General features: G+C 54.2%; 34 protein-coding genes, 1 tRNA gene and 2 pseudogenes. 5 read left to right on the plus strand and 32 right to left on the minus strand.

Features of this window, described 5'->3' with window-relative positions:
- Positions 1–9: 9 nt before the first annotated feature.
- Genes GAH_RS01860 through GAH_RS01940 form a run of 17 tightly spaced genes read right to left on the minus strand, consistent with a single transcriptional unit; the run spans position 10 to position 8,359 of the window.
- The gene (locus GAH_RS01860; protein ID WP_048094427.1) at positions 10–399 is read right to left on the minus strand and encodes a 30S ribosomal protein S8; all 390 of its coding nucleotides are present in this window, start codon (positions 397–399) and stop codon (positions 10–12) included.
- Positions 400–409: 10 nt separating this feature from the next.
- Positions 410–565, minus strand: a complete 156-nt coding sequence (locus tag GAH_RS01865; RefSeq protein WP_048094428.1) for a 30S ribosomal protein S14 — start codon at positions 563–565, stop codon at positions 410–412.
- Positions 566–567: 2 nt separating this feature from the next.
- Positions 568–1,068: a 50S ribosomal protein L5 gene (locus GAH_RS10630; protein ID WP_048094429.1), complete on the minus strand. Its 501-nt coding sequence runs from the start codon at positions 1,066–1,068 to the stop codon at positions 568–570.
- 3 nt (positions 1,069–1,071) lie between these two features.
- Complete coding sequence (locus GAH_RS10635; RefSeq protein ID WP_048094430.1) at positions 1,072–1,770, minus strand: 30S ribosomal protein S4e; 699 nt, start codon at positions 1,768–1,770, stop codon at positions 1,072–1,074.
- A gap of 4 nt (positions 1,771–1,774) precedes the next feature.
- Positions 1,775–2,122 carry a 50S ribosomal protein L24 gene (rplX, locus tag GAH_RS01880; RefSeq protein WP_048096665.1) on the minus strand — a complete coding sequence of 116 codons (348 nt, stop codon included), beginning with the start codon at positions 2,120–2,122 and terminating at the stop codon, positions 1,775–1,777.
- A gap of 10 nt (positions 2,123–2,132) precedes the next feature.
- Complete coding sequence (locus GAH_RS01885; protein ID WP_048094431.1) at positions 2,133–2,531, minus strand: 50S ribosomal protein L14; 399 nt, start codon at positions 2,529–2,531, stop codon at positions 2,133–2,135.
- Positions 2,528–2,851, minus strand: coding sequence for a 30S ribosomal protein S17 (locus GAH_RS01890; protein WP_048096666.1), 324 nt, complete (start codon positions 2,849–2,851; stop codon positions 2,528–2,530). Before GAH_RS01890 ends, GAH_RS01885 begins: the two co-directional genes overlap by 4 nt.
- A 5-nt stretch (positions 2,852–2,856) precedes the next feature.
- Positions 2,857–3,129, minus strand: a complete 273-nt coding sequence (locus tag GAH_RS01895) for a ribonuclease P component 1 family protein (RefSeq protein WP_052747719.1) — start codon at positions 3,127–3,129, stop codon at positions 2,857–2,859.
- A gap of 2 nt (positions 3,130–3,131) precedes the next feature.
- Positions 3,132–3,323 carry a 50S ribosomal protein L29 gene (gene rpmC / locus GAH_RS01900; protein WP_048094432.1) on the minus strand — a complete coding sequence of 64 codons (192 nt, stop codon included), beginning with the start codon at positions 3,321–3,323 and terminating at the stop codon, positions 3,132–3,134.
- On the minus strand, positions 3,298–4,002 hold the full coding sequence (locus tag GAH_RS01905) for a 30S ribosomal protein S3 (RefSeq protein ID WP_048094433.1): 705 nt from the start codon (positions 4,000–4,002) through the stop codon (positions 3,298–3,300). Before GAH_RS01905 ends, rpmC begins: the two co-directional genes overlap by 26 nt.
- Positions 4,002–4,463: a 50S ribosomal protein L22 gene (gene rplV, locus GAH_RS01910; protein WP_048094434.1), complete on the minus strand. Its 462-nt coding sequence runs from the start codon at positions 4,461–4,463 to the stop codon at positions 4,002–4,004. Before rplV ends, GAH_RS01905 begins: the two co-directional genes overlap by 1 nt.
- Positions 4,464–4,468: 5 nt before the next feature.
- Positions 4,469–4,870, minus strand: coding sequence for a 30S ribosomal protein S19 (rpsS, locus tag GAH_RS01915; protein ID WP_048094435.1), 402 nt, complete (start codon positions 4,868–4,870; stop codon positions 4,469–4,471).
- Between the two features lie 2 nt (positions 4,871–4,872).
- Entirely contained in the window at positions 4,873–5,586 is a 714-nt protein-coding gene (locus GAH_RS01920) for a 50S ribosomal protein L2 (RefSeq protein WP_048094436.1), read from the minus strand.
- 10 nt (positions 5,587–5,596) lie between these two features.
- Positions 5,597–5,842 (minus strand): 50S ribosomal protein L23, encoded by a 246-nt coding sequence (locus GAH_RS01925; protein ID WP_048094437.1) that lies wholly within the window; start codon positions 5,840–5,842, stop codon positions 5,597–5,599.
- Positions 5,839–6,594 (minus strand): 50S ribosomal protein L4, encoded by a 756-nt coding sequence (gene rpl4p, locus GAH_RS01930; RefSeq protein WP_048096668.1) that lies wholly within the window; start codon positions 6,592–6,594, stop codon positions 5,839–5,841. Before rpl4p ends, GAH_RS01925 begins: the two co-directional genes overlap by 4 nt.
- Before the next feature lie 5 nt (positions 6,595–6,599).
- Positions 6,600–7,589: a 50S ribosomal protein L3 gene (locus GAH_RS01935; RefSeq protein ID WP_048094438.1), complete on the minus strand. Its 990-nt coding sequence runs from the start codon at positions 7,587–7,589 to the stop codon at positions 6,600–6,602.
- Positions 7,586–8,359: a putative RNA uridine N3 methyltransferase gene (locus tag GAH_RS01940; RefSeq protein WP_048094439.1), complete on the minus strand. Its 774-nt coding sequence runs from the start codon at positions 8,357–8,359 to the stop codon at positions 7,586–7,588. Before GAH_RS01940 ends, GAH_RS01935 begins: the two co-directional genes overlap by 4 nt.
- A 309-nt stretch (positions 8,360–8,668) precedes the next feature.
- On the opposite strand from GAH_RS01940, the gene hisA reads away from it, so the two are divergent.
- Both hisA and hisB read left to right on the plus strand, forming a co-directional pair.
- Positions 8,669–9,379 carry a 1-(5-phosphoribosyl)-5-[(5-phosphoribosylamino)methylideneamino]imidazole-4-carboxamide isomerase gene (hisA, locus tag GAH_RS01945; RefSeq protein WP_048094440.1) on the plus strand — a complete coding sequence of 237 codons (711 nt, stop codon included), beginning with the start codon at positions 8,669–8,671 and terminating at the stop codon, positions 9,377–9,379.
- A gap of 1 nt (position 9,380) precedes the next feature.
- Entirely contained in the window at positions 9,381–9,935 is a 555-nt protein-coding gene (gene hisB, locus GAH_RS01950; protein ID WP_048094441.1) for an imidazoleglycerol-phosphate dehydratase HisB, read from the plus strand.
- A gap of 15 nt (positions 9,936–9,950) precedes the next feature.
- On the opposite strand, the pseudogene GAH_RS11100 reads toward hisB, so the two are convergent.
- The 6 genes and pseudogenes from GAH_RS11100 to GAH_RS01975 all read right to left on the minus strand — a co-directional run.
- A pseudogene (locus GAH_RS11100) lies at positions 9,951–10,098 on the minus strand (PIN domain-containing protein); the annotation flags it as partial.
- Positions 10,099–10,104: 6 nt separating this feature from the next.
- Positions 10,105–10,437 (minus strand): annotated as a pseudogene (locus GAH_RS01955) (hypothetical protein); the annotation flags it as partial.
- A complete protein-coding gene (locus GAH_RS01960) occupies positions 10,400–10,603 on the minus strand; it encodes an antitoxin family protein (RefSeq protein ID WP_048094443.1) in 204 nt (67 codons plus the stop codon). The gene GAH_RS01960 and the pseudogene GAH_RS01955, both read right to left, overlap by 38 nt.
- 88 nt (positions 10,604–10,691) lie before the next feature.
- Positions 10,692–11,987 carry a transglutaminase-like domain-containing protein gene (locus tag GAH_RS01965; RefSeq protein ID WP_048094444.1) on the minus strand — a complete coding sequence of 432 codons (1,296 nt, stop codon included), beginning with the start codon at positions 11,985–11,987 and terminating at the stop codon, positions 10,692–10,694.
- A 5-nt stretch (positions 11,988–11,992) separates the two neighbouring features.
- Positions 11,993–14,266 carry a C13 family peptidase gene (locus tag GAH_RS01970; protein ID WP_156967359.1) on the minus strand — a complete coding sequence of 758 codons (2,274 nt, stop codon included), beginning with the start codon at positions 14,264–14,266 and terminating at the stop codon, positions 11,993–11,995.
- Between the two features lie 284 nt (positions 14,267–14,550).
- Positions 14,551–14,622 (minus strand) — tRNA-Arg (locus GAH_RS01975).
- Between the two features lie 100 nt (positions 14,623–14,722).
- Between GAH_RS01975 and GAH_RS10265 the strand changes: the two genes are divergently transcribed.
- On the plus strand, positions 14,723–15,250 hold the full coding sequence (locus GAH_RS10265; protein WP_052747720.1) for a hypothetical protein: 528 nt from the start codon (positions 14,723–14,725) through the stop codon (positions 15,248–15,250).
- Here the strand turns inward: GAH_RS10265 and GAH_RS01985 are convergent.
- The 5 genes from GAH_RS01985 to GAH_RS02005 all read right to left on the minus strand — a co-directional run bounded on the left by GAH_RS01985 (position 15,244) and on the right by GAH_RS02005 (position 21,532).
- Positions 15,244–16,203 carry an ABC transporter ATP-binding protein gene (locus GAH_RS01985; RefSeq protein WP_048094446.1) on the minus strand — a complete coding sequence of 320 codons (960 nt, stop codon included), beginning with the start codon at positions 16,201–16,203 and terminating at the stop codon, positions 15,244–15,246. The genes GAH_RS10265 and GAH_RS01985 overlap by 7 nt on opposite strands.
- 1 nt (position 16,204) lies before the next feature.
- Complete coding sequence (locus GAH_RS01990) at positions 16,205–17,188, minus strand: ABC transporter ATP-binding protein (protein WP_048094447.1); 984 nt, start codon at positions 17,186–17,188, stop codon at positions 16,205–16,207.
- Positions 17,181–18,287 (minus strand): ABC transporter permease, encoded by a 1,107-nt coding sequence (locus tag GAH_RS01995; RefSeq protein ID WP_048094448.1) that lies wholly within the window; start codon positions 18,285–18,287, stop codon positions 17,181–17,183. The genes GAH_RS01990 and GAH_RS01995 overlap by 8 nt, the downstream gene beginning before the upstream one ends.
- Positions 18,288–18,296: 9 nt before the next feature.
- Entirely contained in the window at positions 18,297–19,298 is a 1,002-nt protein-coding gene (locus GAH_RS02000; RefSeq protein ID WP_048094449.1) for an ABC transporter permease, read from the minus strand.
- A 113-nt stretch (positions 19,299–19,411) separates the two neighbouring features.
- Complete coding sequence (locus tag GAH_RS02005; RefSeq protein WP_048094450.1) at positions 19,412–21,532, minus strand: ABC transporter substrate-binding protein; 2,121 nt, start codon at positions 21,530–21,532, stop codon at positions 19,412–19,414.
- A 136-nt stretch (positions 21,533–21,668) separates the two neighbouring features.
- Here GAH_RS02005 and GAH_RS02010 point away from each other — a divergent pair, with 136 nt between their 5' ends.
- Both GAH_RS02010 and GAH_RS02015 read left to right on the plus strand, forming a co-directional pair.
- On the plus strand, positions 21,669–21,998 hold the full coding sequence (locus tag GAH_RS02010; protein WP_048094451.1) for a nascent polypeptide-associated complex protein: 330 nt from the start codon (positions 21,669–21,671) through the stop codon (positions 21,996–21,998).
- Positions 21,995–22,735, plus strand: a complete 741-nt coding sequence (locus GAH_RS02015; protein ID WP_048094452.1) for a tRNA (adenine-N1)-methyltransferase — start codon at positions 21,995–21,997, stop codon at positions 22,733–22,735. Before GAH_RS02010 ends, GAH_RS02015 begins: the two co-directional genes overlap by 4 nt.
- Here GAH_RS02015 and speE read toward each other — a convergent pair.
- Genes speE through GAH_RS02035 form a run of 4 tightly spaced genes read right to left on the minus strand, consistent with a single transcriptional unit; the run spans position 22,732 to position 25,769 of the window.
- A complete protein-coding gene (gene speE / locus GAH_RS02020) occupies positions 22,732–23,616 on the minus strand; it encodes a polyamine aminopropyltransferase (protein WP_245604053.1) in 885 nt (294 codons plus the stop codon). The genes GAH_RS02015 and speE overlap by 4 nt on opposite strands.
- Before the next feature lie 25 nt (positions 23,617–23,641).
- Complete coding sequence (locus GAH_RS02025) at positions 23,642–24,475, minus strand: DMT family transporter (RefSeq protein WP_048094454.1); 834 nt, start codon at positions 24,473–24,475, stop codon at positions 23,642–23,644.
- Positions 24,476–24,513: 38 nt separating this feature from the next.
- Complete coding sequence (locus GAH_RS02030) at positions 24,514–25,053, minus strand: HDIG domain-containing metalloprotein (protein WP_048094455.1); 540 nt, start codon at positions 25,051–25,053, stop codon at positions 24,514–24,516.
- Complete coding sequence (locus GAH_RS02035; protein WP_048094456.1) at positions 25,050–25,769, minus strand: pyrroline-5-carboxylate reductase family protein; 720 nt, start codon at positions 25,767–25,769, stop codon at positions 25,050–25,052. The genes GAH_RS02030 and GAH_RS02035 overlap by 4 nt, the downstream gene beginning before the upstream one ends.
- Position 25,770: the final 1 nt, after the last annotated feature.

Below are 25,770 nucleotides of genomic sequence, written 5' to 3' on the forward strand. Positions count from 1 at the left end.
TCCACCACCTCAGTAGACGTAAGCGAGCAGGACTCCTCCGAGTCCCCTCTCCATGGCCTCTTTCTGGGACATCACTCCCTCTGTAGTTGAGACGATGAGTATCCCGAAGTCCCTCGCCGGCAGGTACCTCTTCTCGAACCTCTCGTACTCAGTCCTCTTAACCGAGAACCTCGGCCTGACTGCTCCGCAGTCGTTTATCCTGCCGCTGAGCTCAACGATTATCACTCCACCCTTGTGGTCGTCCTTCACCTCGAACCCCTTGATGTAGCCGTACTCCTTCATCACGTTCAGGACCTTACCTATGAGCTTCGAGGCCGGCCTTATCTCAACCCTGTGCTTTCCCACGAGCTCCGCGTTCTTTATCGCTGACATCGCGTTTGAGAGAGTATCGCTCTGCATCGCCACCACCTCACCAGTACTTCTTAAACCCGAGCTCCTTGGCTACCTCTCTGAAACACTGCCTGCAGAGGTAAAGGCCATACTTCCTGACCACTCCCCTCTTCCTTCCGCATCTCCTGCACGGGTTAGCGTTCCTACCAAACTTCTTTGTTCTTTCCTTCGCCATAATCATTCAACCTCCACACCCAACGATTTGAGAAATTCTATGGTATCCTGCTTTGTAACGCGATGAGCCTTACCAACCTTGCTCTTTGCAATCTTCCTCCTCGCAACCCTGTAGCCCCTCCTCTTAAGCGAGACCGTCACGTCCATGCCGAATATACCCATGTCAGGGTCGTACTCAACACCCGGGAGGTCTATGTGCTCCTGAATTCCGAAGGAAAAGTAGCCGTCTCCGATCTGCCTCGCGCTGAGCCTGTTCTCCTTGACCACGAGCGCCCTCTTGAGGAACTCGAGGGCGTCATCTCCCCTCAGGGTCACCTTGGCTCCGATGGCCTCTCCCTTCCTGATGCCGAAGTTCCTTATCGTCTTCTTGGCATAGGTTGAGGTGGGCGTTTTGCCGGTCAGCTCCTCAAGGAGCTGGAGGGCCTTCTTCTGCCTCTCTCCGCTCTCTCCAACGCCGATGTTGATCACGACCTTGTCAATCAGCACCTCCCTCATTGGGTTCATTCACTACACCCCCAGGTCAATCACAGGCTTCTCATCATCCTTCGAGCCAACGACGAAGATGTACTGCTCGATTGTGGTGTACTCCTTCCCGTCGATCTCGATCGTGACGAGGTTCGGTGCAGAACCCCTGACGACCTTGTAGCTCTTCAGCCTCCCGATTTCACCGGCATGGGTTCCACCGGTGACCATCACGAGCGCACCCTCTTCAAACTTGAGGTGCTGGAGGATCTCCTTCTCGGGGATCTTGAGGAGTATGCTGTCCTTCGTCTTGTACTCGTTGCTCGCGAGGATGTTGGTGCCGTCGAAAAGGTTGAGCTGAACCTTGCCGCCCTTGACGATTGTCTTGTTGTTGATTCTGTAGAGCTTCCTGTCGTGATCCTCAACCTCTATGGGCACATACCTGCCCTTCTCGTCGAAAACTATCCTGTAGTTGAGCTCCATCTTCGGGACGCTGATTATGTCGAACAGCCCAACGGGGAACTTGTAGTCCTTCCTGACCACTCCATCAACCAATATCTCTCCCTTCGCAATTACCCTCCTCGCCTCTCTCGCCGTGTCGGCAAGCTCGAGGAAGTCCCTCACGATGACGAGCAGCGGAACCGCATCTTTATCGTGAGGGCCCGGTGAGGGCTTGACTATCCACTTCTTAACCTTTCTGGGAACCTTGTAGGTTCTCGGGGCGCTTAATCTCTTCTGATGCATTCAATCACCTCTTGAGGATTTTTTCTCTAACCTCGTCCTCCTCCCCAAGCTCGACGATCATGACGTTTGACGGATGCACGGGCATCGCAACCTCAGTTCCGTCGGCCTTCTTCACGACAACACCATCAACGTAAATCCTGAGCTTCTTCATGTCCACCTCGAGCACCTTGCCCGTGTGGCCGGCGTAGCTGCCCCTCATCACCTTGACCTTGTCACCCTTCCTGACCCTAATCGACCTCTTGCCGTACTTCTCCCTGAGCTCCTTGGAGAGGGTTGCATGCAGGAACCTGTGCCTCTGGTGGAGCTTCGCGGTGTAGATCCTCTTCCTCTGCTTCCTCGGCTGCTTAGACATCCCGATCACCTCACACGATTATGGTGGCTATTGAGCCGATTTTGCTGAACCTCTCAGCCGCCTCCCTCGCAACCGGCCCTCTTATCTCGCTGCCCTTCGGGTTGCCGTTTGGATCGGTGATTACGGCAGCGTTGTCCTCGAACTTGACCCTCGTTCCGTCAGGCCTGCGGTACTCCTTCCTCTGCCTGACAATCACCGCATAGTGAACCTGCTTCCTGATGTCCGGGGCACCCTTCTTCACGGAGACGACCACTATGTCTCCAACTCCTGCAGCAGGGTACCTCCTCCTGACGCCCTTGTACCCCTTCACCGCAATGATCTCGAGCTCCCTCGCACCCGTGTTGTCTGCGCACACGAGCCTCGCTCCGGTCGGCAAAGCCCTCGGAACGACAGCCTTCTTCGCCCTCATTCTTCCACCACCTTCTCCACTATAACAAAGCTCTTGGTCTTGCTAATCGGCCTGCACTCCGCGATCGTTACGATGTCGCCCGGCTTCGCGTCAATGCACGGAGGATTGTGAGCATGCATCTTGCTCCTCTTCTTCAGGTACCTCTCGTACTTCGGCACGTACCTTATCAGCTCCCTCTCGATTACCGCAGACTTCTCGTACGTCTTCACAACCCTGCCCCTGAATATCTGACCTCTCACGGAGAGGTTACCGTGGAAGGGACAGTTCTTGTCCGTGCATTCCTTCTCAGGAGCCTTAACATTAATTCCGATATCCCTCATACCGATCACCCTTTTATCCTGTTAACGAGCATCATACCCTTCATTATCCTCTCCTCGGGCCTGAAGGCTATCAGCCTTCCATCCACCCTGTACCTTCTGCCGTCAATCTCCACCGCAAACACCCTGTGCATCTTCGCAACCACCTTCACGCCCCTCTCTGTCTCAATTCTGAGGGTGTTCATGGTCTCGTCGACCACCACGCCCTTCAGGCCCACTTCACATGGATTGGGACTTTCCATAACCTCCACTCTCAGACCTATCCAGTCCCTCGCCAGCACCTTTATACCTTGTAGCCTTCTTCTCTGAGCGCGAGCTTTATTCTGGCGATGTCCTTTCTCACAGCCCTTATCTGGCCGGGGTTCTCGAGTGCTCCTCCGCTCCTCACCAGCGTTCTCAGCCTCAGCAGCTCGTTCTCCAGCTCCGTCAATTTTTTTAGCTTCTCCTCCTTACTCATTTCCCTGATCTCCTGCATCTTCACTCTCCTTCACCTCCTTCTCCTGCTGCTCCTGTTCCTGAGGTTGCTCAACCTGCTGCTCGACCTGCTCTTCCTTCTTGAGGTCAACGTCCTTCACGTGAATCTCATCCGGGAGCTCCACGTCGGGCGGGATTATCCTGACCCTCACTCCGTAAACTCCAAGCTTCTTGATCGCTATGTCGAATCCCTCGTTCACCATGCTCTCCGCCGGCTCTCCCGTGTGCACTATCGTGCCGGCAACGAACTTCTCAGTCCTCGCCCTCTCGCTCGTGAGCTTGCCGCTTATCTCGATCTCACATCCCTTGGCTCCGGACTCCATGATCCTGTAGAGGAACCTGTAGCCAGCTTTCCTGAAGTACCAGCCCCTCTCAAGGGCTCTTGCAAGCAATGAGGCCATGAGCTGTGCGTTGAACTCCGGCTTCTCTATCTCGTCAACTGCAACCTGCGGGTTGTCGAGGCCGAACTCCTTGAGCTTCTCTGTGAGCTTCCTGATTCTCCTTCCTCCCCTTCCGATGACGAGGCCCGGCCTCTCTACGAACAGCGTCACCTGCGTGCCAAGGGGAGTCCTTACTATGTCGATGCCTCCGAACCCTGCGTTCCTGACCTCATCAACTATCCATTCCTTGACCCTGAGCTTCCTAACCCTCTCCTCAACAAACTTCCTCTCCACCGCCATTATCGCACCTCGGCCACAACTTCTACAGTTGTCAGAACCTTAAACCTCGGCGTGGCTCTACCATACGCCCTCGGCATGTACCTCTTGATCACCCTGCCCTTCTTGGCCTGTGCGTGGGTTATGATGAGCCTGTTCACCTCAAGCCCCTTGTACTCGGCGTTGGCCTTGAGGTTCTTCAGCACCTTGATTATTGCCTTCGAGGCCTTTACCGGGTATCTACCAGCATACCACTTCTCGAGTCCCTTCCTGTGGGCCACCTTCTTCTTGTGGTTCCTGAAAGGCACCGCCTTCTTCATCGCAACCACGTCCTCAAGGTAGGCTATTGCGTCATCGATCTTCTTCCCCTTGATCGCCCTGCATATCTCGACGGCGTGCTTGAAGCTTATGTCCATCTCGTAGCCCATCGCCTTCGCGGCGTTCAGCTCATCCTTCGGCTGGTAAGCGTACTTCACCCTCGCCATAGGCATCACTTCAGCGGCACGAATTTACTGCTCCTCGTAGCTCCAACACCAGGCCCGGAGTGCTTCTCGAACCTCCTCGTCTGGGCGAATTCGCCAAGCCTGTGACCGATCATCTCTGGCTTCACTTCCACCCTCACGAACTCCTTGCCGTTGTGCACGAAGATTACCTTGCCCACCATCTCGGGCAGAACCACCATGTCCCTGCAGTGGGTCCTCGCCTGTCCCTTCTTCCTGAGCTTCCTCAGCAGCTTCTCCTCCTGCTCGGTGAAGCCCCTCTTTATCTTCCTCCTCTCTCTCGCAGGCAGGAGCTCCGCAAACCTGTCGAGAGGCATGTTCTGGAGCTCCTCAAGCGTGTAACCGCGATACCTGAACTCCTTCGGCCTGATAACCTTACCCTTCATCGCCATAACTATCGCCTCACACCCGTTCTTCTTGCAGCAATACTACCAACCTTCCTGCCCGGAGGAGCGTTCCTGCTTACAGTCTTGGGCCTTCCAACGTGCTGGTGCTTACCACCACCGAACGGGTGGTCAACTGCGTTCATCGCAACACCTCTGACCCTCGGCCACTTGGCAGCCTTGCTCTTCATCTTGTGGAACTTCTTTCCGGCCTTGACAAACGGCTTGTCCGTCCTTCCCGCTCCGGCCACAACTCCGATCATGGCCCTGCAGTTGGGGTGGAACCACTTCATCGTGCCCGATGGCAATTGAACGAGAACCCTGTCCTCTTCATGAGCGACAACGAACGCGTAGGTGCCACTCGCCCTCGCAAACTTTCCACCATCCCCCGGAACGCTCTCAATGTTGCAGACCGGCGTTCCCTCGGGGATGTTTCTGAGGAGAGTTATGTTGCCCACATCAATTTCCACGCTCTCTCCAGCCTTTATCGTGTCTCCGACTCCCTTGCCCTCCACGGCGAGAACGTACTCCTTCCTGCCGTTGGGCAGCCTCACGAGGAACAGCGGCCCGTTCCTTGCAGGATCGTGGACCACATCCTCAATCTTCGCCTCAATCACTCCATCTCCGAACTTCAGGTGCCTTACGTCAGCCTTATACTTGTGAGACGGGGCTCTGTAAGTGGGAGTTCCCCTTCCCCTGTTCTGGGAGATTATTCTCTTACCCATTCAGACCACCTCAGAACACACCCAGATTTGAAAGCAGCTCTTCAGCCGAATACTCTGGCTTCAGCTTGATGTACGCCTTCTTCTCACCCTTGGGGGTTATCAGAGTGTTCACCTTTTCAACCTCAACGCCGAATCTCTTCTCCACTTCCTTAGCGATCTGCTTCTTGTTGGCCCTGATGTCAACTATCGCCGTGAGAACGTTCTTCTCCAGAAGCATTGTGCTCTTTTCCGTGATGAGAAACGCCTTCAGGATCATAACCACTCCCCCAGATAGTTTATCGCGGACTTGGTATAGACAACGAGCCTTCCAGCATGCCCGCCCGGAGCGAGCAGCTCGACATTCAGGTTCCTTGCAGCCACAACGTCAACGCCGGGAAGGTTCTTCGCCGCTTTCAGCACGTCGGAGTCATTTCCGGTTACTATGAGCACGCTCTTCTTCATCTTGTACCTTCTGCCCCTCATCTTGCCCTTTCCGGCCCTGACCCTTTTCCTCTCCTTTGCCCTCTCTACATCCTGATAGACTCCAAGAGCCTTGAGGACATCCACGACCTCCTTGGTTCTCTTGATCCCCTCGAAGTCGTCCACGACAATCTTGGGAAGGTCTCCCTCAAAAACGTGGTTCCTCTGCCTCACGATCTCCGCATTCACCGTTGCCGCAAGTGCCGACCTGAGGGCCTTCCTCATCTCCTTCCTGTTGATCTTCTCCTCCCACTTCTTCTGAACCTTTGGTGGGTGGGCTCTCCTTCCACCAACAGCCTGAGGAACCTTAACAGCCCTGCTGCCGATCTTCCACCTCGGCACTCTCGCGTATCCGTGTCCCGGTCCCCAGTTCTCGGCAGCGTAGTTTGTCCCGGCAAGCGGGTTGGGGCCGTAGGGCTGCCTCCTGTGGCTCTGTATTGCGTGAACTGCCTTCCTAATTATGTCCGGTCTGAATTCCTCGCTGAATGCAGCTGGAAGCTCGATCTCCTCCACAACCTCGCCATTGAGACCGTAAACGTTAGCCTTCATCATCATCACCTACCCTGCTTGGAGGATGTGCTGACGTAAATGAGGTTGACGCCCTCATACTGCTCGAACGGCGGCCTTATCGCGTCCCTCATCCTGACAAGCCTCTTCACAGGCCCGGGAACGCTCCCAGCGACGAGCACGTACTCGTTCCTGACGACGCCGTAGTGCGGGAACCCGCCGTCCGGGGTTATCTCCTCCCCATTTTCTCCAATCTTCAGTATCCTCTTGTTGTACTCCGTCCTCTGGTGGAAGCCCATCTGACCTGCCTGCGGAACTGTCCACCTGACGTGGTGGGGGTTCCACGGACCGAGTGTTCCGACCCTCCTGTGCTTGCTGCTCCTCGCGTGCTTTGCGTTGAGCGTGATGACTCCCCACCTCTTGACAGGCCCCTGAAAGCCCTTGCCCTTGGTTATGCTCAGTACGTCGATGAACGCCCCCTCGCCGAAAACCTCTGAGACCTTTATCTCCCCGCCGAGCTTGGATATCGCGTAGTCGAGGGCCTCAGCCGCATCTCCCCCGACCTTCTGCTCCATAACGTCCGGAACCTTCTTGGGAACACCGGTTATCCTGTAGGGCTGGGTGTACGTTATCAGCCTGACCTCCGCGATGTCCTCGATCTGCTTGAGCTCCTCAGGATCCTTGCCGTTCTTGGGCAGGTTGAGCCTCCTCGCAAGGTGCTCGTCGAGGTTGGTGGCCCAGACCTCTCCGGCTATCTGCAGGCCGTACTGTGTCTTCCTGTAAACCCTGACTCCCATGACCTTCAGCGGCGGAGTCTCTATAACGGTCACCGGCACCACTATCTCCTCTCCGTACGTCGGGGAGTTCTTCCTATCATCAACCATCACAACATGCGTCATTCCCGCCTTATACCCGGCAAAGCCAAGTGCCTTGACCTCACTGGTTACGGGCCAAGCCCTTATCCTTGGAATGATGCTGGACGCTCTCTTTCTGGGAGAAAACCCCAGCGAACCCCTTCTTGGCCTGTGTTCCTTCATCTTATACCACCCTCAACATACCTCAGATAGTTTGTTATCGCAAGGCTCCCCATTACCGCTTCCTCAAGCCTCACGGTCTGAGTACCCTGATCTGGGAACATGTTCCACACATCCACTCCATTCAGGCTCACTCCGAGCCTTTCAGCTATTTCGTGCACGCCCTCACTTGGACTGCCGAATATCAGCAGTCCCTTGCGCGCAACCTCTACCGGTTCGGGGACCTTCCCCCGACGGGACGTTACCACCGCGTCCCTTCTCTTCACCAGATCCTCAAGCCGGGCCTTCCTGACCCGGTATCCCCAGTACCCCTCGGGCTGGGCGTCTTCTACCACCAACGGCTTCTTCGAACAGACCCTGACGGTCACGCGGGCCCTCTCCTTGGCCTTTCCGCGGTAGAGGGCCAGGGCTTTCATTCCGATATCAGCCCACGCGGTGCCGTCAGGAGCAACCCTGACGATTACCCCCTCTCTCACTTCACCGATTTTTAAATCTTTTGGCTTATGGGATGGGATGCGGAGTGGGGGGAGAACCCCTGCGTACCTGAGAGACCCCTTTATGGGAAACAGGTACTTCCGCAGGTACTGGGGGGTTTCCAGATACTCCAGAACCTCCCTGATCAGCCCGCTCTCGTCGAGGGCCGGATCTTTGTAGATGTGAATCACCTTCACCCTGAAAATGGCTGCAGCCCTCGCTATCATCCCGATCTTGTACACCTTTATCTTCTCGTCCCTCTCATTTATGAGCGAGCTTGACGGTATTGCTATCTCCATCCCCAGTCCCTTGACGGCAGGGCCTTAAAAATCCTCCTACCCGCAGCAGATGTGAGAGAGCCCTCAGCGGAACAAAAAGGTTAAATATTGATTCAGCACCATGTTCTGACAAAAAACGGAAAAGAGGGGCAGATCGGGCTTGAAGGGCAGGAAGAGGTTCGACGAGTTTGACGATTTCAAGCCTCTGAGCGATGAGGAATTTGAGGAGCTCCTGAATGCGCCGAGGAAGAAGTACAGGAAGCCGAAAATAAAGTACTGAGTCGTTTTTTGACGAAAACTTTTTTATTTATTTTCGCAGACTGAGTCCGGATGTTCAGGGTCATTCCGGCCGTCGATATCAAGGACGGGAAGTGCGTTCAGCTCAGACAGGGTAAAGAGGATGACGTGATTTTCGAAGGCGACGATCCGGTGATCGTTGCGAGGTCGTGGGTTGAAAAAGGAGCGAGAGTTCTGCATGTGGTAGACCTGAGCGGGAGCTTTAAGGGAAGGCTTGCCCACGAAGATGTGATACTGGAGATCTCGGAGCTTGCAGAGGTGCAGGTCGGAGGGGGGATAAGGGACGCCGAGACGGCAAGAAGGCTGCTCGACCTTGGAGTGGAGAGGGTCATAGTAGGGACGATGGCGATAGAGAGGTCGGACGAGGTCAGGAGGCTGGCAGAGGAGTACCCAAAGAGAATCATGGTGGCGGTTGACTCGAGGGGAGGGAATGTGGTCGTGCGGGGCTGGAAGAAGAACACCTGTCTGAGCCCCGTAGAGGTTATGAAAATGTACTCAGACCTTGATGTCAGCTTTCTCTTCACCAACGTGGACGTCGAGGGGCTGATGAGGGGGATTGATGAAGTGGCAGTAAGGCGGGTCGTGGAGTCCACAGATAAGCCGGTGATAGTGTCGGGAGGGATAACGAGCAAGGAGGACGTGGAAAAGGTTAAGAATGTTGGTGCGGCTGGGGTGGTTGTGGGGAGTGCCCTCTACACAGGAAAGCTCAGATTTGAGGAGCTCCTAAGTTTGGAGGAGGATTGAGATGGTCAGGGTTGAGAGGAAAACGAAAGAGGTTGAGGTTGTGGTCAAGCTCTCCCTCGAGGGTGGAGAGATTGCGATAGATACTGGAATAGGCTTCCTCGACCACATGCTCACAAGCCTCGCGTTCCACTCGGGAATTGGGCTTGAGGTCAAGGCCAGAGGAGACCTGCATGTTGACGAGCACCACACCGTGGAGGATGTGGCAATAGCTCTCGGAAGGGCGTTCAGAAAGGCAATTGAGGGGAAAAAGATTTCCAGATTTGGCTCGGCCATCGTTCCCATGGACGAGAGCGTTGCGATTTGCGGAGTGGATGTCAGCGGAAGGGGCTACTTCGTCCTCGAAGGCGAGTTTGGAGATGCCAGGATAAGGGGAGAGAATGTGCTCCACTTCCTCGACACCTTCTGCAGAAACTCTGGAGTGAACGTGTACCTGCAGGTGAAGGGAAGGAACGAGCACCACAAGATAGAGAGCGCATTCAAGGCCCTCGCTCTGGCATTGAGGCAGGCTCTTAGAGAAGCTGAGGACGTGAGGAGTACGAAGGGAGCGCTGGATTGACCCCCTGCAAAAGCACTACAGCCGTAGCGTTGGATTGTATCTGATATCCACTATTTCGAGGAAGTCGACCTTTTTGAAGTCATCGTCGAAAGTGGCTATTTTCTTTATTGCCGTAGTGCTTGCAGGTTGCGGCTATAAGAGCGTCATTTGGAAGTAAACCGTAAGCCGTGGTTGCATCAAACATCTCTTGATACGTTGCAGGAGGCAAGACTTTAATCTCCCAGTAGTCGAGAACACTCGAAACATCAGAAATAACCTCCTTTGCTATTTCCACTGTAATGTTTGGATTCTCTCTAAGGTGGCGCAGGAGATCGTAGTGCTTTTCAATTCCGGTCACATCACTCGCCTTTATTTTCACAAGCACGTACACGACCTCTTCAATGACATTCGTTGATGTAACCAGCAAAGCATCAATCCTTTCAAAAACATCCACACCATCTACAAAAAAAGCCAAAAAGGCTGAGCTATCCACGAAAATGTGTTCTTCTGTCATGAATTTCATCCCTCAGCTTTAGCAGTTCATCTCCCTTCATTTTTCCGTATTTCCCTTTAAGGTGGTCTATCTCCCTCTTTATTTCTACCTTGATTTTTTCTCCTTCTTTTAGATTTACTTTTTCGAGGAGTCTAAGAACTCCATTCTCATAAACGGCTTCAACTACTTTAGGCATTAAATCAGAATTTGTCGTTTTAATTTTAAAATTCTTTCTTTCAAACTTTTGGAAAAATGGTGTGTTTGCATCAATTCAATTTACAACATTAATCCATGCTCACGCACTTCTCAACTATTCCGCTCCACTCCTCTCCATAGCCCCTTTCAAGCGGGATTATGCAGTAGATTGTGAACGTTCCCTCCTCTACGCCCCCACTGATGTATCCGAAAGCGCCAGAATAGGAGTTGTCCACAATCATGTAGACTCCCGGAGAGATCTCGTTCCCGTAAACGTCCCTCGCCCCTTCAAGCTCGTAGTAGAGCAGGTTTCCGAGGGTTTCTCTGAAAGCCTCAGCGTTGTCACCTATTCTGACGATTGCCGCAGCGTGATCGACGATGCCGGGAACTGATGTATCCACTCCAACCACGTATGCTTCAATGCCGAAGTGTCTGTAAAATGCTACCTCAAGCGTCGCCATGTCCTCGCAATCTCCAGCTTTTTCGCTGAGCGTCTCGGCTGGAGTCTGCCTGTAATCTTTCCCTTCCCTGCCGTCACCCACCTCAAGCCCGACAATCGTGTTTTCAGCCTCCTCATCGTCATACCTGTAGGCAACGTTGTTCTCCACCCAGTAGAAAAACTCCTGAGCCTCCCCAATGCTGAGCTTCCCGTTCCTGTCAGCATCAAAGCTCTCGAAGAATTCTGCAACGCTGTCGGGGATCAGCTCAGAGCTCGTGCTTTCCTCGCTGACGATTTCCCTCTCAGCAAGGGGTGTGTAGCCCTCAACCTGAGACACGAGGTTTTCCCTGTACTCAGAGAGGGTGTCGGCAAGCTGCTGAGTTGCGCTGGAGAGGGCGTAGATCGTCTCAACCTCAGCCTCGTCAATCCCAGCCCTCTGCAGGGTGTTGAGATTTGCGTTCAAAAAATCCGCAAGCCCCTTCCAGTCGTCGGCATTTTCTCTGTAGGCCCTTTCAAGGAGTTCGACCTTCGGAAGTGCAAGCTCTGCGCTTTCATCAAGCATTTTGTCAAGGAGGGAGCTTCCGAGCTCCCTGACGTTTGCCGTCTTGTAGGAGAGGGTCGCCCACCTGTCCTCATACTCAATGAGCGTTCCGAGGAATTTGGCGTCTTCGTCGCTGAGATGGGGCTTTACCTCCCCGTACACCTTCCTCGCCTCGCTCACGTACTCCTTAGCCATTATTGCAGAGTTTCTCGCACCATCGTAATCGTCGTTGATTATAGCTTGCATGCTCTCCTCGACGCTTCTGTCTGCAGCGCTAATAAGCTCCGCAATTCTGTCCACGCTTCCCTGAACATCTCCCTGAACGTTCTTCTCATCCTCGCTGCAGCCGAGTGAGAGTATGCTGAGGAGCAGGAGGGAGAGAATAATAAATGAGGGGGTTTTCATTCACATCATCCCAGAAGGTCGCTTATGATGAAGTAGATCTTCACGATGACCTTCACGACCTCAACCTTGACGCTCTCCACAAAGCCCACACCTGAGTACTGGATCTCCCCGTTGCTGTAGGCCTTCTGAACCTCTGCCACGGGGTCGTCGGAGCTTATGATTCTCCTCACAGTCTCCTCGCTCAAACTCGCTCTCGCAGTGGCGTCGTTCAGCTTCCCCTTCTCGAATTCGTTTATGTAGGCGTTCTCCACAACCATGTAGATGTCCATCACGCTGCCATCGTCCATCAGGATCTCCACGTTCACCCTCGTGTTGCCGAGCCAGTCCTTCACGAACCCCGGAACCAGATGCGTGTTGTTGTTGTACCAGTCCTTCTTCTCAACCATCAGGGCGAACAGGTCTCCCGAGGCGATCAGCTCCGAAATCTCGTCCTCACTCAGGATGGGGCTGTCGGAGAGAATCAGGGTTTCGTTCGCCACGTCAAAGACGGGAGTGAGCTCCAGCACCAGCTCTGGACGGGGTGGCTCTTCCACAACCGGCTTTTCAGCGTCTATCACCCTCGGGATGCTGCCCGTGGATATTAACAGCATCTCGACGGTGAACGGTCTGAACATCTCCGGCTGGTCGAAGGACAGCTCTATGACGTTCTCCCTGCCCAGAATTCCTTCGTCATAGATTGGAAAGACTACCTCGTATGCGTCAAGGTCTGGCAATTCGTCAAGAGCGTAAACAGGCTCGATTATCTCCGGTTCGAGCTCGAATTCGTTCAGATGGAGTGTGACGTTCCCCAGAAACTCGTAAGTCAGATCCTCCTCGATTATTTCCGTTGGCGGTAGGATCATCAGGCTGATGTAGGGCACGTTGTCGTCTGTGGTGTTCAGAACTTCCAGAAAGTCCTCATCGAGAATCCACACATCCTCATTCTCCAGCTCCTCGTTTTTAACCGGGACTGGCTGCTTTACCGGGTCATTTATGAGCAGATCGAGTGCCTTTTCCGTCTTCTCAAGGTTGCCGTGATCCGTGACGAAGATCACAAGCTGCTCATCCTTGTTCATCTTCCCGGAGAGATCCTTTATGGCGTTCCACAAGGCCTGCTTCGTTCCGGGCCCATCCACATAGGGATTGGCAGCGCTTCTCCCTGAGCCTGCCAGCACAACGATGTCCTCATCAGAGAAGCCCTGTCCCTTCAGCATGTCCACGAAGCCCTTAATCTCAGTCCAGTCGTAGGTGTCGTCGGGGTCTCCGGCGAAGACTATCGCGTGCTTGCTCTTCACCTCACTCCCATCGGCATTCTTCCCAAGCCGCACCTTGTCCCCCTCACCCTTAGCCTTGTACTGGGTGTGCTCGCTTCTCTTGTCCACATATCCATTGTACCTTTTATTCGCATACACGCCATACTCGTCCTTTTTCTCCACATTTCTGGCAATCTCCTTCGCAGACTTTCCGCTCTTGAGTCCCTCAATTACTTCCCTCGAAAACGGATCTACCTTCACGCCCACACTCGACTCGTTGTAGCCGTAGGCAACCTCATCATGCTTCGCAGCAGATACAACTGCAATATCACCATCGATCTTCTTCAGAATGTCGTCAGTCATTCCTCCCCCAAAGCACTGCTGGAAGAAGATGAGCATGTTGGCAAACCCCTTCTCGGCTATCCACATCTTGAGCATGTTGGCAAGCTCGAAGTCGTAGATGTTGGCTCCACTCTTCGTAACAATGCTGCTCGACTTCGTCTCAGGCTGATCGAAGAAGTAAGAGCACTTGTCTGAATCCTCCTTAACAGGCACAGCCTCAACGTAAACGTTCACAACGAACTTCCCCGGAATCACGACGCTGTAAAACCTCTTTTTCAGCGTTTTGTCAACCGTGAACTTCGCACTGCCGAGATAATCGTCGGGATCGACTGGCGGGTTGTCCACGTCCGTGGCCTTGATCTCAACCTCCAGATCCACAGGCCAGCACTCTCGCACCCTGTAAAGAATCTGCATGACCTCCTTGCCCTCCTTGCTCTTCGGAACGATCTTTCCGCTCACAGTGTCATGATCGTACTCAAAGTAGGTGTAGTAGCCCTGCCCATCCTTCGCACTGCCAGTGGCTTCGAAGCGAATGTCGGACTTGCCGTTCCACCCATCATCGAAGTTGTCGAGAGGTGTGAAGCTGAGCAGCCACACCCTCACCTCAACCGCAGGAGGGCCGGGAGGGTCATACTCAGCGTTTCCAACACCTGCCAAGCTAACAAGGAGAATTGCAGAAGCGATAAACAAAACAATACCTCTCATCCATGGCACCCCAATTTTTCACAGTGTGAAATTCATAGTATTTAAGAGTTTCGAGTTTGTTCGATTTTGGAACAGATAAATTAGAAATTAGAACTAAAAACATCCAATAAAAGGAGCTTGCTATCTCAAAATTATAATCATAAGGCTCAACAAAAAACCAATGTGCTCACATAATACAACTCAAGCAGTCAGAAGTGAACAGCCGCTGGACGGCCACCTCTATGGAGCCAATACCACACGAACAGATGGAGAGCGTTCAGAGGAAACCATGACTTATTGAGTAGCGCCCCCGCCGGGAATCGAACCCGGGTCGAGGGTTCCGGAGACCCTCAGGATGTCCACTACCCTACGGGGGCCGCTTGCGGTAGAACCTCTCAGACTCAGTAATATGAACCTTTTCATGTGAAGCTTGGCGAGGTGGGAAAAGGTAATATCCGCTGCGCGACACCTTCTCCCGTGAGCCGCAGAATCCTGTCAGTTCCCCACCACATGTTCGAGGTTGAGGGAAGAGTGTTCTGGGTGGATGCGCACTTTCCCCCCTACCTCTCGGAGAAGTTCAGGGTTTCCGCGCTGATACGGGCTGAGGTTGGTGAGAGGCCGGAAGGGGAGGTGTTGAGCGTAGCTATCTCACCTCAGGAGCTTCTCGAGCTCTTCAGAAGTTTGAGGAAATCGGTGGAGGAAGACCTGAGGTCGGTGAGATCGGAAAGGGCGAAGAAGATGGGCAGGTGGTCTCTCGCGAGAATCCTCCTCATCCCCAGAGGACATTCGAGGAAGATTGCAGAGGACGAGGTGCTCGCGAAAAGGGAGAGGGAGCTAAGGATGTCGCTGGAGATTCTGAAAAAGGTCAGCAAGAGCGGGCATCTCGGCAAAACAGGATACCTGAACCTGACGGTTGAGGAGCAGCGCCCTGCAGACCCGGTATACTCGGAACTACTCGAGGTTGACGAGGGATTTAAAAAAAGGTTTCTGGAGCTGATTCAGTAAAGCCAGCAGGCAACGCTCCTGTCGCCACCCATGTCCTTCAACGGAGGTTCCTTCTCCCTGCACACGTCCATGGCGTACCTGCACCTCGGGTGGAATCTACACCCGGACGGCGGGTCTATCGGGCTTGGCGGTTCGCCCACAAGCTGTTCTACCTTCTTACCCCTCTCGTATTCAGGATCGGGGACGGGAATTGCCGAGAACAGCGCCTTGGTGTACGGGTGGAGGGGTTCTGCGAATATTCTCTCCGCATCACCAACCTCAACAAGCTTTCCGAGGTACATCACCCCTATCCTGTGGCTCATGTACTCAACAACCGCCAGATCGTGGCTGATGAACAGGTAGGTGAGATCCATCTCCCTCTGTATGTCCCTGAGCATGTTGAGGATGTTGGCCTGCACGGAAACGTCCAAAGCTGAAGTTGGCTCGTCGAGGACTATGAAGTCCGGATTCACGGAGAGTATCCTTGCGAGGGCAATCCTCTGCCTCTGCCCGCCGCTGAACTCGTGGGGATAGCGATACAGGTGCATCTCGTTTAGGCCCACCCTCTCAAGCAGCCTCACCACAAACTCTTCCGGATCACCCACGTCAATACCGTAGTGCCTCACGGGCTCGATGACAATCTGAAAGACAGTCTTCCTCGGGTTGAGCGAGGAGTACGGATCCTGAAACATTATCTGAGCCTTTCTCCTGAACCACAGGAGCTCCTTACCGCCCATCTCGACTACGTTCTTGCCCTCAAACACAATCTCCCCGGAGTCGGGCTCGATCAGCCTGAGGATTGTCCTCCCAACCGTCGTCTTGCCACACCCAGACTCCCCGACGAGACCAAATGTCTCTCCCTTCTTTATCGAGAAGCTCACCCCATCCACAGCCTTAACATGGCCTTTGGTGAAGAATATGCCCTTCACGGGGAAGTACTTCCTCAGCTCCCTAACCTCCAGCAGCTCGGTCATCTCACTCACCCGGGTTGTGGCACGCGACAAAGTGCCCTTCCTCCAGCTCCTCAAGCTCGGGAACCCTCGACCTGCAGATCTCGCTCGCCCTGCTGCACCTCGGGTGGAACCTGCACCCGGACGGCGGGTTTATCAGGTTGGGAACAACTCCCGGAATCGTCTCAAGCCTGTCGACCTTCTTGAGCGGGTTAGGAACGGACTTCAGCAGACCGATGGTGTAAGGATGCATTGGTCTGTTGAATATAGTGTAAACATCCGAGAGCTCAACGATCTTCCCGGCGTACATCACCGCAACTCGATCAGCCATGTCCGCAACTATACCCATGTCGTGGGTGATTAGCAGCACCGAAAGCCCGTACTCCCTTTTCATCTTCTTCAGGAGCTCGAGGATCTGCGCCTGCACTGTGACATCAAGAGCGGTTGTGGGCTCGTCGGCGATCAGCAGCTTTGGGTCGTTGGCGATGCCCGAGCCTATGACCACCCTCTGCTTCATGCCTCCGCTGAGCTCGTGCGGGTAGTTCTTAACCCTCCTCTCGGGATCGGGGATCAGAACCCTCCTGAGTATGTCTATCGCCCTGACAATTCCGTCCTTTATCGTTCTCACCCTCCCGTGCACATACATTGCCTCGCTTACCTGATACCCGACGGTGTAGAGGGGATCGAGGGAGGACTGGGGATCCTGAAAGATGTAGGCGATGTCCTTGCCCCTGATGTCCCTTATCTCCTCATCGCTCATTCCGAGGAGCTCGAGCCTCTCACCGTTCCTGTAGAAGTACACCTTCCCTCCCACGATTCTTCCGGGTGACTCTATGAGCTTGGTAATCGCCCTGCTCGTCACACTCTTACCGCATCCTGTCTCACCAACAAGGGCGAACGTTTCGCCGGTGTAAACATCAAACGACACGTCCTCTATGGCCTTCACGACTCCGGCGTAGGTGTAAAAGTGAACCGTGAGGTTCCTAACCTCGAGAAGCTTCTCACTCATTTTCACTCACCTTCTCGGTCTTCTTCACCTTGAACTCTATGCTCCTCCTTAGCTTCGGATCGAGGATGTCTCTCAGCGAGTCTCCCAGCAGGTTCCAGCCGAGGACGTTGAGCATGACCACGAGTCCCGGAAAGATAATCAGCCACCAAGCGTTCGGGAAGAACTGAGAGCCGTCGTAGACGATTCTGCCCCAGTCGGCTATTGGAGGTGTCGCTCCGAGCCCGAGGAAGCTTAAACCAGCCTCGGTCAAAACGACGCTTCCGAAATCGAGGGTCACGTAAACCAGAATGGGCCCGAGGATGTTGGGGAGCACGTGTCCTGCCATTATCTTTCTGGACGGGAGGCCTATAGCCCTTGCAGCCTCAACGTATAGCGCTTCCCTCTCGGTGAGAGTAGATCCCCTCGTTATTCTGGCGTACCCCGGCCACCAGACGATTGCAAGGGCGATTATGACCGCAAGCAGCCTGCTGATGTTTCCGGCCTCTCTCCTGTCGAGGGCGAACACCCACAGCAGAAAGTCCCTCAGGTAGGCGTTGGTCTGTATCAGGTCAGACAGCCTCTCAGGAAGGACGGCAGCGAAGGCAATGGCGAGGATGAGGGGTGGGAAGGCGAGAAACACGTCCGTGAATCTCATTATGAACTCGTCCACCTTTCCACCGAAGTATCCGGCTATGAGCCCGAGGGTTATGCCTATGGGCACGCCGATGGAGATGACGATTATCGCAATAACGAGTGACGTCCTCGCGCCCTGCAGAAGAAGGCTCAGGAGGTCTCTTCCGTAATGATCGGAGCCAAGCAGGTAGTACTTGCCCGGAGGCGATAGGTAGGTATCCGGATTCTCGAATATGGGGAAGTAGTTGTACTTGTACGGGGCGATCATCGGCCCGAATATACCTATGAATGTGAAGATCAGGACTATGAACAGGCCGGCAACACCAATTGGGCTCCTGTTGAGGGCGTAGAACATTAGCCTCCACTCTGAGATCCTCGACCTGTTCTTCTCCCTCCAGCCCTTTCTGAAGAGGGAGATCAGAAAGACCACGAGGTCTATGACCTTGTCCGAAACCCTGTCCAGCAGCTTTCTCTGATACTCCTCCATTTCACCACCTCAGTACCTCACCCTCGGGTCTATCAGCGCGTAGACGACATCCACGATAAGATTGGCTATGACGTAGATTATGGCGAAAACGAACGTGACAGCAACTATTGCGGGAAAGTCGAGGGCGCTTATGGCAAATATCGCGTAAAGCCCTATCCCCGGAAGGCCGAAGACCGTCTCGGTTATGGGTGCTCCGCTCAGAAGTCCTCCAAACTGAAGTCCGAGAACCGTGACAACAGGAACGAGGGCGTTTTTGAGGGCGTGCCTGTAGATCCTCATCTTCGGAACGCCCTTGGCCTTGAGAAACTCTATATAGTCCCCACTCATCGCCTCGAGGAACGAGTTCCTGACGAACCTCGCGACAACGCCCGCCCCCATGAAGCCCAGAACGAAGCCGGGAAGCCAGAACCTGCTCACGTGCTGCTTTACGAGCTCGAAGTTTCCGGTGAGGAGGGAGTCGATGATCGGAATGCCCGTTATCGTCGTGTCGGGGGATGGAGGCACCCCGGCAAGGGTTATGATCCTGTGCTGAACGAAGAACACGTAAATGAGAATGTAACCGAGCCAGAAAACAGGGGTTGAGACGCCGAAGAGGGCGAATACTCTTACGAACGTGTCTATCACCGTATCCTTCTTAATCGCCGACAGGATCCCGAGGGGGATGCCTATCAGGAGAACGAAGAAGTAGGCAAACAGGGCGAGCTGAAAAGTGACCGGGAAACGCTTGGCAATGTCGTCCATCACGGGGTTTGATGTTCTCGGATCTATTATCTCGTTCTTCAGCAGACCCTTGACGAGGAACACGTACTGAACATACCACGGATCGTCCATGTGGTACTGCTCCCTTATCATCTCTATGGCCTTCTGGCTCGCCTTCTCTCCACCGGCCCACGCCCTTGCAGGGTCGGCAGGGATCGCGTAGGCAATTATGAAAACGATGAAGGTGACGCCAATTATCGTGGGGATAAACGTGAGCAGCCTTCTGACGAGAAACTTTTTCAGCTCTGCCATCTCTCGACCTCCGGAGTTTTTGTGCTACTAAATGCCAGGTTTATAAAGCTTTATTATTGCCACTTGGGAGCAAATAGCAAGCCAAGACACAAAAATAAAAAAATTTGGAAAGATTACTCAACCGTTACGGTCACCTCCTTGAAGGCGGTGGCTCCGTAGTAGAGCGGTCCGACCCAGTTGTCGGTGTCAAGGTAGTCCGGCACCCATCCGATTATGTAGAAGTCGAACTGTCCGTGCTCACCCTTGCTGAGGTACACTGGCCACTCGAGTCCGTTTACGGTGACCTGGAATCCGAGCTGGCTCCAGGTGTTCTGCAGGAGCGTCGCGATCTTCTCTCTCGCGGAGTTACCGGTGTTGTACGTTATCTCGATGGAGTACTTGGTTGGATCGATGCCAGACTTCTCGATGAGCTCCTTGGCCTTGTTCATGTCGAACGTGTACTTCTTGATTCCGTACTCCGTGTAGCCTGGCCATCCCTTCGGAATTGCCGCGTAGTTCCTCTCAAGCAGTCCGGAGTAGACGTTCTTGGATATCGTGTCGTATGGCGTCGCGTAAGCCAGCGCTTCCCTGACGAGCTTGTTGTTGAACGGCTCCTTGTAGGTGTTGAAGACACCGTAGGTTATAACGGGCTGCAGCAGGTCGGTCTTCACCACTGACTCATAGCCCTCGAGGGTGAGTCCCTTGGCGTCCTCGAGCCTCTCCGGCGGGAGGGCAACGACGTCAACCGTTCCGGTCTTGAAGAGGTTGACCCTCGAGACGGCGTCGTTGTTTATGATCCAGATCACGGTGTCGTGCATTGCCTTGTCTCCGCCAGAATACATCTCATCCCAGAGCGACTTGCCCCAGTAGTACGGGTTCTTCTTCGCAACTATGTAGCTGTTCTCCTCGTACTCGGCGATGTAGTACGGCCCGGTTCCAACCGGCTTCTGGTGCATCAGCTGGTGGGTAGCATCTTCTTTACCCTCGCTGACGTAAGCCTCCCAGGCAGACGGGTTCTTGCCGTTGTCCGATGCCTGCAGTGCCTCCTCATACTTGTCTCCAAGCAGGTACTCCATTGGAAGCACAGACAGGAACGGATCTGCCAGAATTCCGAGTATCGGTGAGTACGGCTCCGGGAGCTTGAGCTTGTAGACTCCTGCCGTCTCGCCGCTGTATCCGAACATGTTCAGCAGCTCGTCAAGGGACTTGACCTCTCCTGCCTTGCCCTTGAACTCGGCGTAGAGCTTCTCATTGGCGAGCACGTTCTTGAACTCCTCCTCGGTCATGGCGGTGGAGTTGTCAACGTCAACAAAGTCGAGCATCCAGCTGACGGAGTGGCCGATCCTCTTGACCCTCCAGATGCTGAACGCAACGTCTGTGGCATCTATCGGGTATGTCTTGTCATTCCAAGGATCATAAGCGACAACTCCTCCCCTGATGACGAAGTACCACTCCGTGCCGTCCTCGTTGTGTGCCCAGGCAACGGCGAGGTCGGGCGAGACCTCCTCAGTCTCCTCCTTCCAGTAGGTCACGAGCGTGTCGCCAATCTGGTGCCAGATCTCCCATCCGAATGTCTCGTAGGTCGTTGCCGGATCGAAGCTCTCTGGCCAGCCGATGGTTCCTATGACATAGGTGTTCGGATCGTTCACGTAGTCCTTGACACCGATCTCGATGGACGGTGCGTTCGGATCCTCCCAGAGCAGGTCGTACCTCTCGGCAAGGGTCGGGTGGTAGTACCTGCCCTCAAGCCAGCTCCAGTAGACTCTCAGCTGCTTGTTCTGTCCGAATGTCAGGAGCGGTGACTCGTCGTTGGCAATTATGTACATGGCCTCGAAGAGTGCTGTCCTTATCTCCGGGTTGGTCTCCTTCCTTGCAGCCTTCACAAGTGCGTCAAAGGCGGTGTCCCTCCAGAAGGCGGGGTTTATTGCTCCAAATCCGAGACCCTTCTCCATGAGTTCCTCGATGCTCGGGGTGTTCTCCTCGTCAACCACGTAGCTAACCCTTATGACCTTCTTGCCACCCGGAGCGCTCACACTCTCAACTTTACCCTTCTCTCCAACGATCACGTAGTACTTCTCAGTCTCAACAATCCTCACGCCCTCCGGTATCGAGGGAGTCTCCGTTGGCGCGGGAGTTGCTGTCTTCTCGGGAGTCGGTGTTGGTGTCGCTGCAGGCTTCTCTTGCTGCTGTGTACAGCCTGCAAATACCAGCCCCAGTGCCACAAGCACGAAGAGCACCAATACAATCTTTCTCATCTTACATCCACCTCTCAATAACAACCCTCAACAACTTCGGAGGAAATTTATAATAACAAATATTTAAGAGTTCCTCCTTGCCAAAGCGAAGCAAACACCATTACCTTTTTTAATTCCCCTGCCAGAGTCCAGACCAATGATGCCGATGAACCCCAAGCAGATGAAGAAGATGATGAAGCAGATGGGTATAGAGATGGACGAAGTGGAGGCCGAGGAGGTCATCATAGTCACGAAGGGGGAGGAGTGGGTCTTCAAAAACCCGTCAGTTGTGAGGATAACCGCTAAAGGAGTTGAGACGTTCCAGATATCCGGGAACTACGAGGTCAGGGAGAGGATCGTCATAAGCGATGAAGACGTTGAGCTCGTTGCGGAGCAGGCTGGAGTTAGCAGGGAAGAGGCAAGGAAGGCTCTGGAGGAGGCGAAGGGAGACATAGCAGAGGCTCTGATGAAGCTCACGGAAGAATGAGACCTCCGGTAGTTCTGAAGAGCGGGAGGAACTTCTACCTCGTGAACGAGTTCGAGGGAGAGCTCCACACCCACAAGGGGATAGTCAGGCTCGACGAGCTAAAAGAGAAGAGGTACGGCGATTCTGTCACAAGCCATCTCGGCGTGGAGTTCAAGATCCTCCCCTTCAGCGCTGCAGACTTCTTCAGGCTCTTCAGGAAGAAGGCCACACCCGTGATGCCCAAGGACATAGGGATGATTATCGCGCACACCGGCCTGCAGCCCGACTCTCTCATCCTCGACGCAGGAACTGGGAGTGGAGTTACAGCAGCCTACTTCGCATACTTCAACAAGTACGGAGAGGTTGTAACAGTGGAGAAGAGACCCGAGTTCGCTGAGGTTGCGAGGGAGAACTTCAGGATGGCTGGTTTGAAGAACATTCACCAGATTGTCGGGGATGCGGTTGAGGTGGCCGAGGGCTTTAAGAGGGAGTTCGACCTCGTGTTTCTGGACATGAAGAACGACGTGGAGATGGTGCCCGTTGCCTACAGAATTCTGAGAGAAGCGGGCTTTCTTGCGGTCTACAACCCCTACATCGAACAGACCAAGGCTGTCTACGAGAGGATGCTCGAGGTGGGGTTCAGAGACGTTGAGAGCTTCGAGCTGATAAAGGTGAACCTCGAGTTCAGGAGGGTCGGGACGAGGCCCTTCACAGACATATTCCACACGGGCTTCATTGTCGTGGGCAGGAAGATTTAGCCCTTCAAGGCTTTCTCCACAACCATTTTCAGCCATTCCGGCAGGGCGAAGCTTGCAACGTGCAGTTCTGGGTTGTAGTGTACGACCTCCACCTTCCTCTCCTCAAACCTCCTTCTCAGCTCCTCCAGATCCGGGAAGCTGGGAGAGTGGAGCATGTAGCTCCACAGGCCGAGAGGGTAGGTGGGAACGAAGTTCACGTAAACCCTCACGTCCATAACCCTCGAGATGTTTCTGAGCATTGTGGAGAAGTAGTCCTGCTGAACGAAAGGGGACTGGCTCTGGGTGGCGAAGATCTCAGAAATCTTCCTGCACATTTTGTAAAACTCCTCGGAGATTATGTGCTCGCTGTAGGGGTTGGGGTCGGTGCCGTCAACGATCATAACGTCGAACCTCTCTCCCGCATTCCTCACAAACTCTATCCCGTCCTCGATCAGCAGGGTCACTCGAGGGTCGTCAAAGGCTCCGCGGTCAATGCCGATGAACTCTCTCGAAACCCTGACCACCTCCTCGTCCAGCTCCACCACCACGACATCGTCAACATCGTGCTTCAGCACCTCTCTCAGGCTACCCCCATCTCCGCCTCCAACAATCAGAACCTTCTTCGGACTTGGGTGTGAGAACATGGGAACGTGAACGAGCATTTCGTGATAGAATGGCTCGTCCCTCTCGGTGAGCTGGATTTTGCCGTCAAGAACGAGCATCTTTCCAAAATCGTAGGTGTCAAAGACCTGAATGTGCTGGTATCTGCTGTGGAAGTCCACCATCTTTTCACGAACCCTTATCTTTATCCCCGTGTTGCCGTAGAGCTCCTCGAACCACTCCATGCCAGCCACACTCCCTTCAGGATTTAAATCATGCCCCTCAGATTGGCGACTTGTCATCACACCTCAGTGGCGGGAGTAGTCATCATCGGGGCTGTAGCGAGAGGACGATGACGGATGTGAAGACCAACGCCATCGCAATCCCGTGCCTGAGGGTAAGCTTTTCCTTAAGAAATACCTTTCCGACCATCGCACCTATTACCGGGGAGGTGGCGGAGATGGGCGAGACCATGTTGCTCCCTATCAGGCTCACCGACGTCACGAAGGAGAGTATCCCCGTGACCGAGATCAGGCCCCCGAGCAGGCCCATGTAGACGAGGGTGTTCCTGTCAACCTCAAACCTCCTGACCATCGCGTACAGCATCGCCGAGTTCAGCAAAAGCCTGAGAAAGGCGAGAGTTACCGGAGAGAGGTGGTCGGTCAGGTAGTCGAGGGTGACTATGGAGATTGCCCACGAGAGGGATGCGAACAGGGCCGTGAGGCTTTTCAGCGTGAACTTCCCGCCTTCCTTAGGAAGTGCGATCACCGCGAGGAGAGTGAGGAGAGATGCTGCTATTACGTTGGCCGTGACAGCATAGCCGTAAAGAAGGTTGTCCATCACCGCCACAAAGACGGGATATGTGGAGGCAAGCGGCAGGGCGTAGCTGACGGGGGAGTTCCTGAGGGCGTTGAAGTAGAGCAGATCCCCTATGAAGAATGAAAAGATGGTGGAGAAGATGAGCAGCAGGACGAGCTTCAGGTTGAGGGGCTCTATGCCGTTCACCAGCACGAGAGGCAGGAGAAAGAGAACCGCGAACGAGCTCCTGATGAGGTTTCCGGAGTACTCGCTAACATTTCTCAGTCCGAGCTTGAAAACCACACCTCCGGCTCCCCAGCAGATGGCTGAAAGCAGAGCGAGTGCTATGCCGAGAATCACCATGAAATCTCAGAGGAAGGGAGTAAAAAAATTAGCGCGTGTTAGCTGAGGCCGAGGTCGTCCTTTATCTCCTGCAAACTTTTTATTCCAACCTCGTAGAGCTTCTCCAGCGGCATTAGCTTCTCAATCAGCCTTATCCTGTCCCTGTCGCAACCAGCTGCAAAGCTCTTCTCCTTGAACTTCTTCTTCACAGTCTTTGGAGTCACCTCGGTGATCTTCCCGCCCTTGACGAGGGCGCAGGCTATGATCAGGCCGGAAACACTGTCCGCAGCCTGCAAAGCCACCTCAACCGGTTCCTCGTAATTCATCCCGTGTCTCATGTGGTTGTGCCTCGCAACAACGTCTGCAATCTCCCCGTAACCCTCCTTCCTGAGTATCTCAGCCCCAACCTCGCCGTGCCTCTCCATGTCCTCCCCAACAAGCTCGTAGTCGATGTCGTGCAGAATCCCGATCCTCCACCACAAGTCTTCGTCCTCCCCAAGCTCCCTCGCTATGCCCCTCATCACCGCCGCAGTGGCGAGGCAGTGCTTTATCAGCTTCTCGTCCTTAACGTACTTCTTCAGAAGCTCGAGTTCGCTCAAAGTTCATCAGCCCTCCTGCTCGCAGCTATGAGAGAGTCAATCAATGCCTTTTCAGCATCAACAACCTTCCTGAGACCCTCAGCGGTCGTGCCACCCGGCGTAGCGACCTTCCTCACAACCTCCTCAAGCCCGTACTTCTCGTAGAGGTAGGATGCTGCCTCGAAGGCTGAGATGGCTGCTTTTCTGGCGTTGTCGTAGCCAACCCCCTGATGAATCGCGGAAAGCACAAACGCGTTTATCAGCTTGGCCAGTATTGCCGGGGAGCTTCCGAGGAAGGAGGTCATGGCCTCCAGCTCCCTCTCATCCTCGCAGAATATGAAGTCAGCCTCAAGGAACCTGAGGTGCTCCGCGGTTTCGGGAGGATAGCAGGCGACCACCCCTCTCCTCTCGATTGCAAGGTTCGTCATCGCCCTGAAGGGGTTGTCTATGTGCCTGAGCATCTCCTCCAGCTTCACCCCTGCAGCGAAGCTTATGAGCGGCTTGCCCTTCGCCACGCTCCCGATTAGCTCCATGTTCTTCCTGAAGACGGAGGGCTTGAGGGTGACGACGAATATGTTCGCGTCTTTCGCAGCCTCAATCTCAGAGACCACCTCAACACCCTCAATCTCGGGAAACAGATCCTTCCTCCTCCTGACCGCTATTACTTCAGCGTTCCTCACAGCGTTTCTGATAATGGCAGTGCCCAGATTTCCAGCACCTATTACCGCAACCTTCATG

The organism is Geoglobus ahangari (assembly GCF_001006045.1).
Lineage (GTDB): Archaea > Halobacteriota > Archaeoglobi > Archaeoglobales > Archaeoglobaceae > Geoglobus > Geoglobus ahangari.